The 17539-nt window shown below is 71.3% G+C and carries 20 protein-coding genes and 1 tRNA gene; 8 read left to right on the top strand and 13 right to left on the bottom strand.

The features are described from left to right. The first annotated feature begins 61 nt into the window (after positions 1–61). Positions 62–967, top strand: coding sequence for an EamA family transporter (locus ACLQ21_RS10190; RefSeq protein WP_425663348.1), 906 nt, complete (start codon positions 62–64; stop codon positions 965–967). 47 nt (positions 968–1014) lie between these two features. Here the strand turns inward: ACLQ21_RS10190 and ACLQ21_RS10195 are convergent, their stop codons facing one another. After that, the gene (locus ACLQ21_RS10195; protein ID WP_425663350.1) at positions 1015–1707 is read right to left on the bottom strand and encodes a GntR family transcriptional regulator; all 693 of its coding nucleotides are present in this window, start codon (positions 1705–1707) and stop codon (positions 1015–1017) included. 74 nt (positions 1708–1781) lie between these two features. On the opposite strand from ACLQ21_RS10195, the gene ACLQ21_RS10200 reads away from it, so the two are divergent. Further along, entirely contained in the window at positions 1782–2273 is a 492-nt protein-coding gene (locus ACLQ21_RS10200; RefSeq protein ID WP_425663352.1) for a hypothetical protein, read from the top strand. A gap of 59 nt (positions 2274–2332) precedes the next feature. Further along, on the top strand, positions 2333–2914 hold the full coding sequence (locus tag ACLQ21_RS10205; protein WP_425663353.1) for a dihydrofolate reductase family protein: 582 nt from the start codon (positions 2333–2335) through the stop codon (positions 2912–2914). Positions 2915–2937: 23 nt separating this feature from the next. Here ACLQ21_RS10205 and ACLQ21_RS10210 read toward each other — a convergent pair whose 3' ends face one another. Then, the gene (locus tag ACLQ21_RS10210) at positions 2938–3528 is read right to left on the bottom strand and encodes an antibiotic biosynthesis monooxygenase (RefSeq protein WP_425663355.1); all 591 of its coding nucleotides are present in this window, start codon (positions 3526–3528) and stop codon (positions 2938–2940) included. A 60-nt stretch (positions 3529–3588) separates the two neighbouring features. Here ACLQ21_RS10210 and ACLQ21_RS10215 point away from each other — a divergent pair, with 60 nt between their 5' ends. Further along, entirely contained in the window at positions 3589–3930 is a 342-nt protein-coding gene (locus ACLQ21_RS10215) for a YciI family protein (RefSeq protein WP_425663357.1), read from the top strand. A gap of 26 nt (positions 3931–3956) precedes the next feature. Beyond that, entirely contained in the window at positions 3957–4319 is a 363-nt protein-coding gene (locus ACLQ21_RS10220) for a VOC family protein (RefSeq protein ID WP_425663359.1), read from the top strand. Between the two features lie 15 nt (positions 4320–4334). Here the strand turns inward: ACLQ21_RS10220 and ACLQ21_RS10225 are convergent, their stop codons facing one another. The 8 genes from ACLQ21_RS10225 to ACLQ21_RS10260 form a co-directional block, all read right to left on the bottom strand. Then, a complete protein-coding gene (locus ACLQ21_RS10225) occupies positions 4335–5105 on the bottom strand; it encodes an LmeA family phospholipid-binding protein (RefSeq protein WP_425663360.1) in 771 nt (256 codons plus the stop codon). A gap of 109 nt (positions 5106–5214) precedes the next feature. Next, positions 5215–5493 (bottom strand): hypothetical protein, encoded by a 279-nt coding sequence (locus ACLQ21_RS10230; RefSeq protein ID WP_425663362.1) that lies wholly within the window; start codon positions 5491–5493, stop codon positions 5215–5217. Between the two features lie 370 nt (positions 5494–5863). Continuing rightward, on the bottom strand, positions 5864–6538 hold the full coding sequence (locus tag ACLQ21_RS10235; RefSeq protein WP_425663364.1) for a DUF4386 domain-containing protein: 675 nt from the start codon (positions 6536–6538) through the stop codon (positions 5864–5866). Between the two features lie 145 nt (positions 6539–6683). After that, a tRNA-Gly gene (locus ACLQ21_RS10240) sits at positions 6684–6757 on the bottom strand. A gap of 263 nt (positions 6758–7020) precedes the next feature. Then, positions 7021–7335, bottom strand: coding sequence for a GNAT family N-acetyltransferase (locus ACLQ21_RS10245; RefSeq protein ID WP_425663365.1), 315 nt, complete (start codon positions 7333–7335; stop codon positions 7021–7023). 38 nt (positions 7336–7373) lie between these two features. Continuing rightward, complete coding sequence (locus ACLQ21_RS10250; protein ID WP_425663367.1) at positions 7374–8240, bottom strand: TerC family protein; 867 nt, start codon at positions 8238–8240, stop codon at positions 7374–7376. A gap of 52 nt (positions 8241–8292) precedes the next feature. Then, a complete protein-coding gene (locus ACLQ21_RS10255) occupies positions 8293–9342 on the bottom strand; it encodes a lipoate--protein ligase family protein (protein ID WP_425663368.1) in 1050 nt (349 codons plus the stop codon). Between the two features lie 119 nt (positions 9343–9461). Beyond that, positions 9462–9884 (bottom strand): hypothetical protein, encoded by a 423-nt coding sequence (locus tag ACLQ21_RS10260; RefSeq protein WP_425663370.1) that lies wholly within the window; start codon positions 9882–9884, stop codon positions 9462–9464. A gap of 144 nt (positions 9885–10028) precedes the next feature. Here ACLQ21_RS10260 and ACLQ21_RS10265 point away from each other — a divergent pair, with 144 nt between their 5' ends. Further along, positions 10029–10736, top strand: coding sequence for a helix-turn-helix transcriptional regulator (locus ACLQ21_RS10265; RefSeq protein WP_425663372.1), 708 nt, complete (start codon positions 10029–10031; stop codon positions 10734–10736). A 7-nt stretch (positions 10737–10743) separates the two neighbouring features. Here ACLQ21_RS10265 and ACLQ21_RS10270 read toward each other — a convergent pair whose 3' ends face one another. Next, positions 10744–11625 carry an alpha/beta fold hydrolase gene (locus ACLQ21_RS10270; protein ID WP_425663374.1) on the bottom strand — a complete coding sequence of 294 codons (882 nt, stop codon included), beginning with the start codon at positions 11623–11625 and terminating at the stop codon, positions 10744–10746. Positions 11626–11696: 71 nt separating this feature from the next. Beyond that, a complete protein-coding gene (locus ACLQ21_RS10275; RefSeq protein WP_425663375.1) occupies positions 11697–12239 on the bottom strand; it encodes a TetR/AcrR family transcriptional regulator in 543 nt (180 codons plus the stop codon). Between the two features lie 72 nt (positions 12240–12311). Here ACLQ21_RS10275 and ACLQ21_RS10280 point away from each other — a divergent pair, with 72 nt between their 5' ends. Next, a complete protein-coding gene (locus tag ACLQ21_RS10280) occupies positions 12312–13199 on the top strand; it encodes an alpha/beta fold hydrolase (RefSeq protein ID WP_425663377.1) in 888 nt (295 codons plus the stop codon). A gap of 73 nt (positions 13200–13272) precedes the next feature. Here the strand turns inward: ACLQ21_RS10280 and ACLQ21_RS10285 are convergent, their stop codons facing one another. Further along, positions 13273–15531, bottom strand: a complete 2259-nt coding sequence (locus tag ACLQ21_RS10285) for an ATP-binding cassette domain-containing protein (protein WP_425663378.1) — start codon at positions 15529–15531, stop codon at positions 13273–13275. A 306-nt stretch (positions 15532–15837) separates the two neighbouring features. On the opposite strand from ACLQ21_RS10285, the gene ACLQ21_RS10290 reads away from it, so the two are divergent. Then, complete coding sequence (locus tag ACLQ21_RS10290) at positions 15838–17538, top strand: thiamine pyrophosphate-dependent enzyme (protein WP_425663380.1); 1701 nt, start codon at positions 15838–15840, stop codon at positions 17536–17538. The last annotated feature ends 1 nt before the right edge of the window (position 17539 follow it).

Raw genomic sequence — 17539 nt, forward strand, 5'->3', positions numbered from 1 at the left:
CGCGCGGACACGAGGGCGCGCGGCCGCCCGAGCCTGGCCCAGGCCAGTACGGTCGAGTGCGATGAGCCGCTCCCCCACCCTCTGGTTCGCGCCGCTCGTCGGCGTCGTCCTCGTGGTGGCCTCCATCAGCTCGGTCCAGCTGGGCGCCGCGATCGGCAAGTCGATCTTCGACCAGATCTCGCCCGCCGGCCTCACCTTCGTACGACTGCTGCTCGCCGCGGTCATCATGGTGGCCATCGCTCGCCCGAGACCCGCGTCGTGGTCGCGGTCGACGCTGCTGAACGTGCTCGCGTTCGGTGCCGTGCTCGGAGCGATGAACCTGCTCTACTACGCCTCACTCGAACGCATCCCGCTGTCGGTGGCCGTGACACTCGAGCTCGTCGGCCCACTCACGGTCGCGCTCGTCCACTCCCGCCGGGCGTCGGACGTCGCGTGGGTGCTGTGCGCTGCTGCGGGGGTGGGGATCATCGCCGTCCAGGGCTTCGAGGGCAGCATCGATCTGCTGGGCTGCGTGCTCGCACTGGCCGCGGGCGCGTGCTGGGGCGGCTACATCCTGCTGTCCCAGCGCGTCGGCGCTGCGGTCCCCGGGCTGAGCGGCCTCTCGGCCGCGATGGTGGTCGGCGCGCTCGTGGCCCTCCCCTTCGGAGCCGTGCCGGCCGTGAGCGCCGTCATCGATGCTCCCGCCGTGCTGGGCCCGGCAGCGCTCGTCGCGCTGCTGTCGAGCGTGCTCGCCTACGGCCTCGAGCTGCTGGCGCTGCGCCGCATCACGGCGCACTCGTTCGGCGTCTTCATGGCGCTGGAGCCTGCAGCCGCCGCACTCTTCGGTTTCCTGCTGCTCGCGGAGCTGGTCGACGGGCTCGACGCCGTCGCCATCGCGCTCGTGATCGTGGCCTCCGCTGGCGTGGCCATCACCGCCGCGCGCGCAGCCCCACGGGCCGCACCTCCTGACCTGCCGCCGCTGCCCTGAGCTCGCCGCTCGCGCGGGCATCCAACCCCCGCTGCGGAACGGCAGGACTAGCCCTCGTCGTCCTCCGCGTTGCCGCTCCAGATCCCGGGCACGTGCCCGATGTGCCGGTGCATGAGCGCCTCCGCGCCCTCGCCGTCGCCCGAGACGAGCAGGTCCAGCAGCTGCGCGTGCTCGGCCGCCGACGCGGCCATGCCGCCGGACTCGACGAGCGCGGCGAGCCCACCGAGCCTCGTCTGCTGACGCAACTCGCGAACGATGCGTGTGAGGTGGTCGTTGCCGACCAGCTCGATCAGGGCCAGGTGGAAGCGCGTGTCCGCCGCGAGGTAGTCCTGCATCCGGCCCTCCTGGCCGGATGCGACGATCTCGTCCGCGAGCGCCCGCAGCTCGTCCAGGAGCGCCGCCGGCACCCTGCCCGCGATCTCCCGCATCGGCGGACATTCGAGCAGCTGCCGCACGCGCGCGAGCTGCTGCAGCTCGTCGAGCGAGATGGCGGTGACCCGGAATCCCTTGTTCCGGAGCGGCTCGAGGAACCCGCGGCGCTGCAGGGTCAGCAGCGCCTCGCGAACGGGCGTCGCACTCACCCCGAACTGCGCCGCCAGCGTCGGGGCTGTGAGCACGGTCCCGGGCGCCAGGAGGCCCGTGATGACCTGAGAGGAGAGCGCTTCCTCCACCTGTTCTCGGAGGCTCGCCGCTGCTTGGAGCGTCGGCCGCGGCGCCTCCTCGGCCCACTGATGTGTCATGCAGTACATCGTATCGGCGCCTCCGGCGAGGCCGTCGGGGCCCCTGGCGCAGCACCACCTGCCAGCATTGGCGCATGGCGCAGGACGACGACGCACGGCGCTGGGCGCGGCCCGGCGCCCCTGGCGCGCGCGGCGACGACGGGGAGCACGGTGCGCCGGAGCGAGCGCTCCCCTCCCCAGCGTCGTCGTGGACCCGCGGGCTGCGGCCGACCGCGCGGCCCGACGACGCATCCGGCGTGCCCGTGCCCGCACCGCCCTTCGACGACGCGCGGGATACCGGCGACGAGACTGCGCGCGAGCCGCGCATGTGGCCGGTCGCCGCGGGCATCGCCGGGCTCGCGGTGCTCGCGTGCGTCCCGCACTGGGTCGCGCCGACGATCGCGATCATGGTGTCCCTCGTCGGCATCCCCATCGCGTGGGGGTTCCGCCGCATCTCGCACGGCCGTCGACGGGTGCAGTACATCGTCGTGGTGCTGACGCTGCTGCTGACCGCGACGCTGTCGATCGTCGCGCCCGCGATCTGGCTGCAGCTCGGGGTGCTGCAGCCACTCACCGTGCCGACCTGAGTCGAGCATTGACGCCCGGTCCCGTGCCCGCGAGGCTCGCTCCCAAGGAACGGAGACCCATGGCCAGCATCACCGCGACCGAGAGCATCACGCTCGACGGCGTCATGCAGGCGCCGGCGGGCGCCGAGGAGGATCCGCGCGGGGGCTTTGCGCACGGCGGGTGGGCGCTGCCCTTCGCCTCCGAGGAGCAGATGGCGATCATGGGCGAAGGCATGGGCGAGACGGCCGGGATGCTCTTCGGCCGCCGCACCTACGAGCAGCTGGTCGGGCACTGGCTCTCGGCGCCCGAGCCGAACCCGTTCGGCGGTTTCATCCGGCAGACGCCGAAGTGGGTCGCGTCGCGCTCCGATGCACCGCTCGAGCATCCGGCGTCGACGCTGCTGCACGGCGAGGCGGTGGAGACGGTCGCGCGGCTGCGCGACGAGGTCGATGGCGCGATCACGATCCTCGGCAGCGGCGAGCTCGTGCGATCGCTGCACGAGGCGGGCCTCATCGACGGGTACGTGCTGCTCGTGCACCCGATCGTGCTCGGCAGCGGCATCCGGCTGTTCGGGGAGGGGCAGCGCCGCGACCTCGAGCTCGAGCGCGCCGACACCACCAGCACCGGCGTCACGATCCTGCAGCTCTCGCTGCGGCGCTGATCAGCCTCGCGCCGCGGTGCCGCTCAGCGCGGGTCGCCGCGATGCAGCCACCCGGCAGCGAGCCGGGTGATGAACGGCAGGATCAGCCCGACCATGATCGGCGTGAGGATGACCGTCGAGATCAGCAGCCGCAGCGGCAGCAGCAGCTCGTTGAAGCCCGGGATGAGCGAGAGCAGGAACGTGACGAGCACGTTCATCGGGAAGAACGCGAGCCAGACGATGATCATCTGCTTCCACACCGGCGGAGCGGATGCGGAGGGCCGGATCTCGACCCGGTCGCCATCGACCACGACCCCCTGGGGCGCGTCGAACCATCCCTCGATGCCGGTGCGGCGCTCGACGCGCGACTCGCTCGCGAAGCCGGATCCTGACGCGATCCACTGCTGCCGCTCGGGGCTGCGCTCCCACGCCTCGAGGGTCGCGGCGTCCTCGAACCGGTAGAGCATGTGCCAGCGCTTGCTGCCGCGCGACTCGCGCACCCACCCGGCACCGAGGAAGCCCGGGAAGTGCGTCGCGAGGTCGACGCCGTGCCGCACCCAGGCCTGCGCGTAGCGATCGAGCTCGGAGTCGACGGTGCGTTCGATGGCCACAGTGATGGGACGGGGCTCGTGCATGCCTCCACGCTGGCAGATCGGGTGTTTCGCGCGCGTGTCGCGCTGGCCTACCGTGGCGGCATGACGAAGTACCTGATCTCCTTCCCGAGCGGCGAGATGCAGTTCCGTCCCGAGGAGTTCCAGACCGTGGTCGACGAGTCGCATGCGGTGATCCAGGAGGCGAAGGACGCCGGCGTGTACGTCTTCGGCGGCGGCATCGACGAATCGGTGCCGCCCGTGCGGGTGGCCGCCGACGGCACCGTCACCGAGGGCACCTACCCGCAGACGCGGCAGATCGAGGGCGGCTACACGGTGCTCGAGCTGCCGTCGCGCGAGGAGGCGGAGCGGTGGGCCGCCAAGATCGCGGCCGCCTGCCGCTGCCCGCAGGAGCTGCGGCAGTTCGGCTACGACCCGATGAGCTGAACGGGCACGGGCGGAGGCGGGGCGAGATGCACGGCGAGCTGTTCGAGGAGCTGCTCTCGGTCGCGTGCGTGCGCGACCGAGCCGCGGGGATGCGCTGGTACGAGGCGTTCTTCGGCCGTGCCGCCGACGAGATGATCGGCGAGGAGGCGCTCTGGCGCGTCGGCTCGGACGCCTACCTGGTGGTCGACGAGCGTCCCGCGCGGGCGGGCGCGTGCACGATCACCTTCGCAGTGCGCGGGCTGGACGCGATGCTCGAGCGGATGGCCGGGGCCGGGCTCCGACCGGAGCACGCCGAGCGCTACGGCAACGGCGTGCACCACGTGACGTTCATCGATCCGGACGGGAACAGCCTGTCGCTCGCCGAGTTGCCGCCCGGCTCGTCGGCCTGAGCGGCTGCCCCGACGTCAGCAGGTGCCGTTCGCCTGCAGCGCCGGATCGTCGATGATGCCACCGTCGACGCTGAAGCCGGCGACGAGCTCGTCGTCGACCACCTCGATCGACTCCAGGGTGAGCGCGGCGGGCACCGAGGACGCGATGCAGACGCTGCGGTCCTGCAGGACCGGGTCGAGCAGGCTGCCGAACTGCTGCCGCAGCTGGTCTGCGGTGACGGTCGCCTGCGCGACGGTGCCCTCGACAGGGGTGAGGACGAGGTCGCCGTCGGCGGCCCGGGGCTCGAGCACCAGGCCGAGCGGGATGCGCGCGCCGAGCAGCTCCACCTCGGTCGACGCGGTGACGTTCGGCGCCTCGAGCTCGATCGTCTCGGCCGGGAAGCCGTCGATGGTGGCGAGTAGGGAGCGCAGCTGCTCGGTGCTCATGCGCACCTCGGCGGTACCGCCGGCGGCCGGTCCGTCGGCGCGGATCGGGACGCCCTGGCCGTGCGCGGTGACATCGCCGCTGAAGGCGCCGACCGTCACGTCCTGGGAGGCGATGCGCACGTCGTCGAGCGTGCCCACGATCAGCTGCGGGATGAGGATGCCGTCGACGTCCACGTCGACGGGGTGATCGGCCGGCAGCTCGAGCCGCTGGACGACGGTGGAGCGGATGGTGCTCGGCACCATCTGGCGGGCGACCAGCTCAGCGACCACCGCGAGCGCCGCCAGGACCACGAGGATGATGGCCAGCACGATGAGCGCGCGGCCGCCGCGGCGGCGTCTGGGCTTCGCTTCGGCGCTCACGGGCGCCCGCTGTCGTCGAGGCGGGTCGTGGAATGCATAGGACGAGCGTAGGCGTGAGGGCGCCGGGGGTCCTGTGGGCGGAGGACGACGAAGGGCCCGATCCGGAGGATCAGGCCGCTCTGCGGAACTCGGCGATACTCGCTGCCATCGACCAGATCACCAGTGCCAGGATGCCGGGGAGGAAGCCGTACCCGAACACGCTGTCCTCACCGAGGCCTACGACGGCCGTCAAGGACGTGATGAGGAAGGCAACCGCTCCGACGAATGCCACGACTCCGGTCCAACGGGGGAAGGAACGGCTCCTCAGCGTCGACAGGCCGACGGCGCTGAGGAAAGCGGCGAAGCCCATCGCGGCAACCAGGTACGGACCGGCGGACGCGGATGCCACCGCTCTGATGGCGACCGGGTCCGCATCGGCACCCCCGCTGGTCGCGGATGCGACGTTGACCCGCGACCTGTCGGCTCCGTGCTCCCCAGTGTCGTTCTGACGGCTGCGGCGAAGTACAGGAACGCGACGCCCCCAAGAAGGATGAGGGACGCGCCGATGCCGCTCCTCGGCCCGACCTCGGCCGCCCAGGCCGCCCAGTCCGCGTCGCTCGCCGTGTAATCCGGCGTGTTGCCACCACTCAGGAACCAGCCGAGGACCAGGAGCACTGCGAACGCGAAGCCGGACAGAGCGAGCAGCTGTTGCCACCGCTTGGGCAGGGCATCGGTCGACCGGGTCGACGGGCTGCGTGGACCCGGCTCAGGCTCGAGAGTCATGGCTCACCGGTGAGGATGGGACTATCCCGCCTGAACCCCCGCAGGGCGCAGTAGAAGCCGACGAACAGCTCCCAGATGGCCTCCGGGACAACAAGGAGGCGCGCCGCGCTTCCTGCGTCCCACACGTCGAAGAGCACGCCGAGCTGCCCGATCAGGAGGAGTGGCCCTCCGATGAGACCGAACCAGGCCATGCGTCGCGGGACGAGGCCAGAGCGGTACATCAGGTAGCCGAGGATGAGGCCGTTCCCGATCGGGACGACAAGACCTGGGCCGAAGAGGAAGGACAAGTCCTTCAGCGCTGCGAGTGAGACACCGACGTCGACGGCCTGGGGAGCCTCGTGGCGCAGGGCGACGATCGCGAGCACGAACATGACCCCGGATGCGATGAAGACACTCTCCATGATCCGAGCGGCGACGAAGGCTATCGCGAGCGTCGGGTAGCGGCGCATCGCGATCGGGTAGAGGACGACGGCTGTTCCGACGTTCGAGATGATCAGCAAGAACTCCAGGAATGCGGCCACGTGGATCTGCGTGTCGCTCCCCCCACCCGCGAGGTAGCCAGCAGGGTCTTGCAGAACGGGTGCGAACAGCAGCGCCGCAGGGATCGAGGTGAGGAAGGTGATGATGAACAGCGCCCCGAAGACCCGCCCGGTCCTCTGGTCGTCAGCCATCCCGCCGTCACCTGCCGTCCCTGTCGGCGCACAGCATAGGGACACGTTCGCTTGCACGCAACGGTAACGGAAGGTCCGCAGCGCGCGCAGGTCGCCGCCGGGTCGGGTGCCGCGGGCCTGACACTCGTCTGACCTGGGGAAGCAGTGGAGCGGATGACGGGAATCGAACCCGCGCTATCAGCTTGGGAAGCTGAAGTTCTGCCATTGAACTACATCCGCGTGGCCGGGTGACCGGCCGGGACCATCGTACGGCACGTCGCCCGTCGGGTCCCTATCGAAGGGACAGAGCTCTTCGGTCTCGATACGCGCGGCGGCTTCGCCACCGTGCTACTCGACCAACGGGAGGAGGGGCGCGGCGGCTTCGCCACCGTGCTACTCGACCAACGGGAGCAGGGGCGAGGCCGCTGCGTCGCCGTGCCACTCGACCAACGGGAGGCAGGCGGCGGCCGCGCCGCCGTGCTGCTCGACCAGCGGGAGCGGGGTCAGGGGCGGTACTCGTGCGCGACCAGCTCGGCGTGCTGCGGGTGCTTCACGAGCCAGCTCTGCACGAACGTGCACTGCGGCACGATCTTGCGTCCGGCATCCCGCGCATCCTGCATCGCGAAGCTCGCGAGCGCGCTCCCCACCCCGTGGCCGCCGAACTCCTCGCCGACGACGGTGTGGCGGAGCGTGCGCTCCCCCGTCTCCTCGTCGTCGTAGTACGCGAGCACACCGGCGAGGTGATCGCCGATGTGCGCCTCGTAGCGCGAGCGGTCGGAGTCGTCACCGACGACCACGTGCGAGTGCTGCTCCGTCATGGCCCCATCCAAGCCGGTCGACCCGGATGGGACAAGGCTCAGCGGCGCTCGCCGTCCCGCGGAGCGCCCTCGACCGTCGCGCCGCCCTGGTCGATCGCAGCACCACCCTGGCCGGTCGCCGCGCCGGCGATCACCGTCTCGGGGCTCAGCGTGTCGTGCAGCTTCACCGGCTCCGCCGCCTTGCCGCGCTTCTTGGCGCGGTTGCGCGACGCCCACAGGTTGAGCGCCTCGACCAGCACCGCGAACACCATCGGGCCGTAGATGAACGCCTTGTCGATGTGGAAGCCGAAGCCCTCCGCGATGAGGAAGGCGCCGATCAGCAGCAGGAACGACAGCGCGAGCATCTTCACCGTCGGGTGGCGGTTCACGAACTCGGAGATGTACTTCGCCGAGAACAGCAGCAAGCCGAACGAGACCACGACGGCGGTGATGATGACGACCATGTTGCTCGTCATGCCCACGGCGGTGATGACCGAGTCGAGCGAGAACACGAGGTCCATCAGCAGGATCTGCGTGAGCACCGCGGCGAACGTCGCCTTGACGGCGGACGCCGCGTGCTCCTCCTCGCCCTCGAGCTTCAGGTGGATCTCGTGGACGGCCTTGTAGATCAGGAAGCCGCCGCCGCCGATGAGGATGAGGTCGCGGCCTGAGAACCCCATGCCGAACAGCGTGAAGAGGTCGTTGTTGAGCGTGATGATCCAGCCGGCGAGCAGCACGAGGCCGATGCGCATGACCATCGCGAGGGTGAGGCCGAGGTTGCGTGCCTTCGCGCGCTGGCTCTCGGGGAGCTTCGCGGCGAGGATCGAGATGAAGATGACGTTGTCGACGCCGAGCACGATCTCCAGCACGAAGAGCGTGAGGAAGATGGCGAGGAGGTCGGGCGTGAATTCGAGCGAGAAGTCCATGAGACCGCCAACGATAGGGACCGAAGGTGTCCAGTTGCTCGGAATCCGGCGCTCACGGCACGCGGTGGAGCCACTCCTTCGTGCCGAACTTCGAGCGGATGCGCTCGTCGGCCTCGGCGAGCTCGACGTCGGTGAGCGCGCCGTCGGTGCCGCCGTAGAGCCGACGGAAGGTGGCTTTCAGCGCATCCTGCACGGCCGCCTTCTCCATGCCCGTCTGCGACCGCAGCGGGTCGACCCGCTTCTTGGCGCTCGTGGTGCCCTTGTCCGAGAGCTTCTCCTTGCCGATCCGCAGCACCTCGGTCATCTTGTCGGCGTCGATGTCGTACGACATGGTCGCGTGATGCAGCACGGCGCCGCCGGCCAGCCGCTTCTGCGCGGCGCCGCCGATCTTGCCCTTGGCCGACGTGATGTCGTTGAGCGGCGCGTAGAACGCGTCGATGCCGAGCCCCTTCAGCGCCTCGATGACCCACGCATCCAGGAACGCGTACGAGTCCTGGAAGCTCATGCCCTGCACGAGGTCGCCGGGCACGTAGAGGGAGTAGGTGATGGCGTTGTCGGGCTCGGAGAACATGGCGCCGCCGCCGGTGATCCGGCGCAGCACGGGGATGCCGTGGCGCTCGGCCGCCTCCGGCTCGACCTCGTTCTTGAACGACTGGAACGAGCCGAGGTAGACGGCCGGACCCGAGAGGTTCCAGAAGCGCAGCGTCGGGCCGCGATGGCCCTTCGCGACCTCCTCGGTGAGCACCTCGTCGAGCGCGACGTGCACGATCGGCAGGCGCGGCTGGTCGTCGATGATCGTCCACGAGTAGTCGCTGAACGAGCTCGCGTGCTGCAGCGCACGGCGGATGGCGACGCCCACCGCCTCAGGGGTGAAGCCGAGCAGCACCGCGCCCTCGGGGAGGCCGGCCCTGATCGCCTCGCCGATCTCGGTGGCGGATGCGGTGATCGGCAGGCCGTTCACGGCCGCGTCGATCGCGCCGAGCGCCTCGTCGGGCTCGAGGAAGAAGTCGCCCGCGAGCCGGAAGCCGGCGATGCGGCCGTCCTGCTCCTCGAGATCGACGACCACGAGCTTGCCGCCGGGGACCTTGTACTCGCCGTGCATGCCTCCACCCTAAGCGGGCGCCCGCACCAGCCGCCCACGCGCGAAGCGGACCCGAGATCGGCGCCCGGACCCGCGATCGGGGGTCCGCGTGCCGAACTCGGGTCCGTGAGCGCGGGCGCTCAGGGTCGCCTGGCGAGCCGCTCTCGATCACCGGCCAGCAGCGCGAGCGCCACGGCGCCCGCGAGCAGGCCGACATCGCGCAGCGCCACGTCGAAGTAGCCCGGCAGCGTCAGCAGGTTGACGATGATGCCCGCGAGCCAGGCCGCCACGACCCATCCGCCCCACCTCGGGCGGATCGCGACGAGCAGACCGGCGGCGATCTCGACGATGCCGACGCCCCACATGGCGAACTGCGCGTCGCCGGGCACGATGCCATCGATCCAGGGCGCGAGGTACTGCGTCCAGTCGGTGAGCAGGTTGGTGAACTTGTCGATGCCGAACACGATCGGGGCGACCGTGAACGCCGACCTGAGCAGCATGAACGCCCAGTCCGTTGCGCTGCGCGTGCTGCGCGCGGTGGCTGGAGACTTCGTCGTGACCATGGCACCGCTCCTCTCTCTCGGGATCTGCGAGCGGCGACCCGATCGGCGTCGCTGCGGATCGCTCTATCGAATACTTGTCTGCACGATAGACCGCGAGTACTCTACCGTCAAGATGCTCCTCAGATAGAGACGCGGAAGGCCCTGATGCCATTCGAAGACGACGCGAGTGCGATCGGCGCCATCGCCGACGACGCCCGCCGCGCGCTGTACTGGTACGTGATCGCGCAGCGCCAGCCAGTCGGGCGCGAGGAGGCGGCTGCCGCCCTCGGGATGCCCGTGCACCGAGCCCGCTTCCACCTCGAGCGGCTCGAGCAGGCCGGCCTGCTCGAGACCGACTACGCCCGGCCCGATGGTCGCACCGGCCCCGGAGCGGGCCGGCCCGCGAAGCGCTATCGCCGGGCATCCCGCGACGTCGCGGTATCGCTGCCGCCGCGGGAGTACGACCTGGCGGGATCGCTGCTCGCCACCGCGATCGACGCGGCGTCCGAGACGGGCGAGCCGGTGACGGATGCCGTCGCGCGCGTCGCCGCCGACCGCGGCCGCGAGCTGGGCGCGGCGGCTTCCGCCGGCACCGAGCACGGCCCGGGTGCCGACGACGACCCGCTCGCCGCGGCGGCCGCCGTGCTCGCAGCGCACGGCTACGAGCCGCACCGCACCGAGCACGGCATCGAGCTCGCGAATTGCCCGTTCCACGAGCTGTCGCGCGCGCACACCGGCCTGGTGTGCGGCATGAACGAGGCGCTGCTCGGCGGGGTCGCCGCTGCCGTGGCGCCCGGTCGGCTGCGGGCGCGGCTCGACCCCGCGCCCGGCCGGTGCTGCGTCGTGGTCGAGCCCGACGCATCCGCCGACTGAGTCGGTGCTACTCGGGTCGCGCGCTCGGCACGAGCTTGAGGTCGAGCCACGCGACGAGGTCGTCGAGCACCTTCGACTTGTTGATCTCGTTGAGGATTTCGTGGCGCGCGCCGGGGTAGATCGTGACGGTCACGTCGGTGAGGCCGCGACGGCGATAGGCCTCGCCGAGCCGGCGCAGCGACCTCGGGCCGGCCATCGAGTCGTCGGAGCCGCCCGCGATGAGCAGCGGCAGACCGGGCGGGATGCGCTTGCTCGGCACCTGGTAGAGGCGCAGGCCCTCGATGATGCCGAAGGCCTGGGCCGCCTTCGCGGGGAAGGTCAGCGGATCGGTGACGAAGGCGTCGATCACCGCCTGGTCGCGCGAGAGCCACTCGAAGCCGGTCTCGCCCAGGTGCATGTGGCGGGCGTTGAGATCGCCGGCCTTCACCCAGCCGGGCATCGAGTACGCGGTGCCGCTGAGCACCGCCGCGTCGACGAGCTCCGCGCGGGTGCTCAGCAGCATCTGCGTCACGAGCGAGCCCCACGAGTGGCCGAGGATCGCGACGGGCAGCCCCGGGTGCTCGCCGCGGATGCGCCGCAGCACGTTCACGAGGTCGCCGACGACCGCGCGCATGCCGCCCGGGCCCAGCCTGCCGAGCTTCGTGATGTCGCCGCCGTGCTGCTCGATGCCCGTGGCGCCATGCCCGCGCTGGTCGAGCGCCCAGACGGCGTAGCCGGCCTGCACGAGCCGCTGCGCGACGTGCTCGTAGCGCAGCGCGTGCTCGCCGAGCCCGTGCACGATCAGCACGACGCCGGTGGGCTTGCCGGGCTTCCAGCGGTACGTGTGGATCGTCACGCCCTGGAGGTCGACGAAGGTGGACTCCTCGCGCAGGGCAGTGAACTGGGGCACGTGCGGATTCTACGACCGGGGCCGCTGCGGGCTCGCATCCGCCCGCATCCGCATCGGCTCGGGCAGGCCGGTCAGGCCAGTGCGCCGCGCACCGCGACGGCGATGGCCGGGCGGGGGTCGGTTGCGTCGTGGCGCGCGATGCGGTGCAGGATCAGCCCCTCGCTGAGCGCCATGAGCGCCTCCGCCGCAGCGGAGGGCTCGGGTGCGCCGAGGTGCTCGAGCGCCCCGCGCACCGCCGCCACGTAGCCGCCTCGATCCGCCGCGAGCCGCGAGCGCAGCGCCGCGTCGTGGGCCGCCTCGAGGAAGAGCACATGGCGGGCGGTCGTGGCCACGCGCTGCGGCCCGGTGACGAGCTCGACCAGGCCGGCGACCGCCTCGACGAGGCCCTCGGGATCGTCGGGGCTGAGCGCATCCCGCAGCTCGGCCATCTCACCCGCCACGATGCCGTCGATCGCCCCCTCCAGCAGGGCGGCGCGGGTGCGGAAGTGGTTGGACGTCGATCCCGCCGGCAGTGCCGCGCGATCGTCGACCCGCCGGTGCGTGAGCGACCGCAGACCCTCGGTGCCGAGCAGCTCGATCGCTGCGTCGACGATGCGCTCCCGCGTGCCCCTCATCGCCGTCACCCTACGACGCACCTCCCAGATCCGTCCCTCGACACCGTACTACGATCGTAGTAGCGTGCCGCCATGAAGCCCCCGACCACCGTGCCCATGCCTGAGGTGGCGGGCGTGACGCACCGCTGGATCCGGCTGGGCGGCCTCGACATGCACGTCGCGGAGGCCGGCCACGGCAACCCCGTCGTGCTGCTGCACGGCTCCCCGCAGCACTGGTTCGAATGGCGGCGCGTGATCCCCGAGCTGTCCGCTGAGCACGGGCTCGTGATGCCGGACCTCCGCGGCAGCGGCTGGACGACGGGCCCCGGCACCGGCTTCGACGTCGAGACGCAGCTACGCGACGTGCTGGGACTGCTCGACGCGCTCGAGCTGGATCGGCCCATCCTCGTCACGCACGACTACAGCGGCTTCATGGGCTGGCGGATCGCCTTCGACCACCCGGATCGGATCGCGGGCCTCGTGGCGCTCGGCTCGCCGCATCCGTGGACCCGGCCGTCGCTCGCGATGGTGCCGCAGCTGTGGCGGCTGTGGTTCCAGCCCGTGCTCGCGGCACCGGGCCTCGGGCCGCTCGCAGCCAGGTCGGGTCGGCAGGGCACGGTGCGGTACATGCTCGACTGGCCGGATGCGACGTTCGACGAGGCCGAGCGGGAGGCGTTCCTCGCCGTCTGGCGGAAGCCCGAGCACGCGCGTGGGCTGTCGGCGATCTACCGGCGGCTCATCCTGCCGGGCATGGCGCGGCTGTCGCGCGGCGACTACGACGGCCGGCACCTCTCGGTGCCGACGCGCATCGTGCTCGCCGGCAAGGATCCGGTGATGACGGAGGCGAGGCTCGGCCCCTGGCGGGGCACCGCCGACGATCTGCGGGTCTCCACAGCTGCCGGCGCGGGCCACTACATCGCGAGCGACCGGCCCGACGCGGTCGCCGCCGCCGTCCGCGAGCTCGCCTCCCAGCGGCCCTGATCCCGAATCTCAACGTCGCCAGTGGTCGCACGACCGCGCATGGCGGCCGAGCGACCACTGGCGACGTTGAGGATCACGCGGGGGCCAGGCGCTTCGCGAGGTGGCGGCCCGTGAGCGAGTCGCCGGGGTCGGCCGCGAGCGCCGCGGGCGTGCCCTCGAAGACGACCGTGCCGCCCTGCGCGCCGGCGCCGGGGCCGAGGTCGATGAGCCAGTCGGCCCGCGAGACGACGTCGAGGTTGTGCTCGATGACGATCACCGTGCGGCCGGCGTCGACGATGCGGTCGAGCAGCCCGACGAGGTTGTCGACATCGGCCATGTGCAGGCCGGTGGTCGGCTCGTCGAGCACGATCACGGCCGCGGTCGTGCCCATCTCGATCGCGAGCTTGAGCCGCTGCCGCTCACCGCCCGAGAGAGTCGTGAGCGTCTGGCCGAGCCGGATGTAGCCGAGGCCCACGTCGACGAGCCGGCCGAGCATCGGCTGCACCTGCTTCTCGGTGAAGAACTGCTGCGCCTCCTCGACCGACATGTCGAGCACGTCGCCGATCGACTTGCCGCGCAGGTCGTACTCGAGCACCTCCGCGGTGAAGCGGCGCCCGCCGCACAGCTCGCACGGGGTCGTCACGCCGGCCATGAACGCGAGGTCGGAGTAGATGACGCCGAGCCCCTTGCACTCGGGGCAGGCACCCTCGGAGTTCGCGCTGAACAGCGCGGGCTTCACCCCGTTGGCGGATGCGAACGCCTTGCGGATGGGTTCGAGGATGCCCGTGTAGGTGGCCGGGTTCGACCGCCGCGAGCCGCGGATCTCGGTCTGGTCGACGAACGTCGCGCCGTCCCGGGGCAGCGAGCCGTGGATGAGCGACGACTTCCCCGAGCCCGCCACCCCCGTGACGGCGACGAGGACGCCCGTGGGCACATCCACGTCGACGCCCCGCAGGTTGTGCTCGCGCGCATCCCGGATCTCGATGCGTCCGGAGGGCGTGCGCACCGACTCCTTCAGCTGCTGGCGGTGCTCGAGGTGCTCGCCGGTGCGGGTGCCGGAGGCGCGCAGCTCGTCGAAGGTGCCCTCGAACACGACGGTGCCGCCGTGCACGCCGGCGCCGGGGCCCATGTCGACGATGCGGTCGGCGATCGCCATCACCTCGGGCTTGTGCTCGACGACGAGCACGGTGTTGCCCTTGTCGCGCAGGCGGCTGAGCAGTCCGTTCATGCGCTCGACGTCGTGCGGGTGGAGGCCCGCGGTCGGCTCGTCGAAGACGTACGTGACGTCGGTGAGCGCCGAGCCCATGTGCCGCACCATCTTCGTGCGCTGCGCCTCACCGCCCGAGAGCGAGCCAGCCGGCCGGTCGAGCGACAGGTAGCCGAGGCCGATCGCGTCGAACGTCTCGAGCAGGTCGACGAGCTTCGCCCGCAGCGGCGCGGTCGCCGCCCCGCCGGCGTTCGGCGGAATCGACGCCACGAACGGCGCGAGGTCGGTCAGCTGCATCGCCGTCGCCTCGCCGATCGTCTTGCCCTGCACCCGCACCTCGCGCGCCGCGGCGTTCAGGCGGGAGCCCCCGCACTCGGGGCACGCCTCGAAGGTCGCCGCCCGCTCGACGACAGCGCGCAGCGTCGGCTTCATGGAGTCGACGTCCTTGACGAACACCGACTTCCGCAGCTTCGGGATGAGCCCCTCGTAGGACATGTTGAAGCCGGCGAAGTTGACCTTCCGCTCCTCGCCGTGGAGGAAGGTGTGCAGCTCGTCGGCGGTGTAGTCGGCGACGCGCTTGTCGGGGTCGAGCAGCCCCGACTCGGCGTAGATCTTCCAGTACCAGGTGCCGACCGTGTAGTTCGGGAAGTCGATCGCGCCCTCGTTGAGGCTCTTCGAGCGGTCGACGATCACGTCGACGTCGATGGTCGAGACCCGGCCCAGCCCCTCGCACGCCATGCACATGCCGCGCGGGTCGTTGAACGAGAACATCACCGACGAATCGAGTCTGGGCTCGCCGACCCGCGACCACAGGATGCGGAGCATCGTGTACGCATCCGTCGCCGTGCCGACCGTGGAGCGCGAGTTCGCGCCCATCTGGTCCTGCCCGACGAGGATCGCCGCCGTGAGCCCCTCGAGGCTGTCGGCGTCGGGCTGCGGCGACGGCGGCATGAAGCCCTGCACGAACGCCTCGTACGTCTCGTCGATGAGCCGCCGCGACTCGGCGGCGATGGTGCCGAACACGAGGCTCGACTTGCCGGAGCCCGAGACGCCGGTGAAGACGCTCAGCTGCCGCTTGGGGATGTCGACGTCGACGTCGCGCAGGTTGTTCTCGCGAGCGCCCCGGACGCTGATGTGCTCGGTCACGGGATCACGCTAGCGGCCGCCGCCCACGCGCAGACCACCGAGATCGCGACGCCGTTCGGGGCGCATGCCGCTGGCCGCAGGATGCCCGAACTCTTGACACTGAGCGAAGACGGGGCGAACTTTCGCTCGAGAGGCGCGGAGCACCCGGTGGCGCCATCCATACGCTCGGAGCAGTTCGGCACCCCGATCTGCACAACGTCGTCCGCCATCCCTGGACGCTCGGCTCGCGAATCCCGCTCGAGCGACCGCACCTGGTCGCGCAGCCCTCGCTCCTCCCCCTTTGCATTGCCGAAACAAGGACTCGTCTTGACGCAGCTCGACATCGCCCCCACGCTCGCGCCCCAGCCCACCCATGACGCCACCGCGGCCGCACCGACGACCGAGACCGCGGGCCACGCCATCGTCCGAGTGCTCGAGGAGCACGGCATCCAGCGCGCCTTCGTCGTGCCGGGCGAGAGCTACCTCGAGGTGCTCGACGGCCTGCACGACTCGTCGATCGAGACGGTCGTGTGCCGGCACGAGGGCGGCGCCGCCTACATGGCCGAGGCCGAGGGGAAGATCGGGCCGCTCCCGGGCGTCGCGATGGTGACGCGCGGGCCAGGGGCCGCGAACGCGCTCGTCGGTGTGCACACGGCCTGGCAGGACTCGACGCCGATGGTGCTGTTCATCGGGCTCATCCCGCTGGCGCACCGCCACAAGGAGGCCTTCCAGGAGTTCGACGTCGACGGCTGGTTCGGCGCCGGCGCGAAGAGCGTGGTGATCCTCGACGTCGCCGAGCGCGCGCAGGAGGTGGTCGCCGACGCGATGTTCTTGGCCCGCGCCGGACGCCCGGGACCGGTGGTCATCGGCCTACCGGAGGACGTCATCCGCGAGACCGTCGAGCGCCACCCGCAGCCCCAGCTGCCCGTCGCCGACGGCGGCATGACGACGAACGACCTCGATGCGCTGCGCGATGCGCTGGACGACGCCGAGAAGCCGCTGTTCGTCACGGGCGGCAGCGACTGGGACGCGGATGCGTCGCAGCGCCTCACGCGCTGGCTCGAGCGGCACCAGCTGCCGGCCGTCGCCGAGTGGCGCACCGAGGGCATCGTGCCCTTCGACTCGCCCTCCTACGCCGGGCCGATCGGCTACGGGCGGCCCAAGCCCACCCTCGACGTGCTCGAGGAGTGCGATCTGCTGGTCTTCGTCGGCACCCTGCCCGGCGACGTCATCACCAACGGCTTCCTCGTGCGCCAGGGCTGGCAGCGCCGCAACTTCCTGGTCTCGATCGACCCGACATTGCGCGGCCGCTCGGGCGCCGTCAGCCACCACATCCTCGCCCGCCCGAGCGCCTTCGTGCGCGACCTCGAGCAGATCGAGCTCGCGGCGGATGAGCGCCGCTCGCAGTGGACCGCGAGGCTCCGCGAGCAGCAGACGGCGTTCAGCGCGCTGCCCGATCGCACGCCGGGTGACGGCCGGGCGTCGATGGCCACGGTCATGGCGCACCTCGTGCCGCAGCTCGACGAGCACGCGCTCGTCACGTTCGGCGCCGGTGAGCACACGAACTGGGCGCACCGCTACTTCCCCACCCGCAGCTACCCCTCGATGGTGAGCTGCGGCAACGGGTCGATGGGCTACTCGATCCCGTCGGCGGTGGCCGCCTCGCTCCACTTCCCCGACCGCGAGGTCGTCTCGATCGCGGGCGACGGCGAGTTCCTCATGAACGGCCAGGAGCTCGCGACCGCTGCGCAGGTCGGCGCGACGCCGCTCGTGATCCTGGTGGACAACCAGGAGTACGGCACGATCCGCACGCACCAGGAGCGCCGCCACCCCGGCCGCATCTCGGGCACGCAGCTCGAGAACCCCGACTTCGCGATGCTCGCGCGCGCCTACGGCGGTCACGGCATCCGGGTGGAGACCGACCGCGAGGTGCCGGAGGCCGTCGCCGCCGCGCTCGAGCTGTGGCGCGAGGGCGACCGCTTCGTGCTGCTGCACGTCATCACCGAGCAGCGCGCGCAGGCGTACTGAG

Source organism: Agrococcus sp. DT81.2 (assembly GCF_049844935.1).
Classification (GTDB): Bacteria; Actinomycetota; Actinomycetes; order Actinomycetales; family Microbacteriaceae; genus Agrococcus.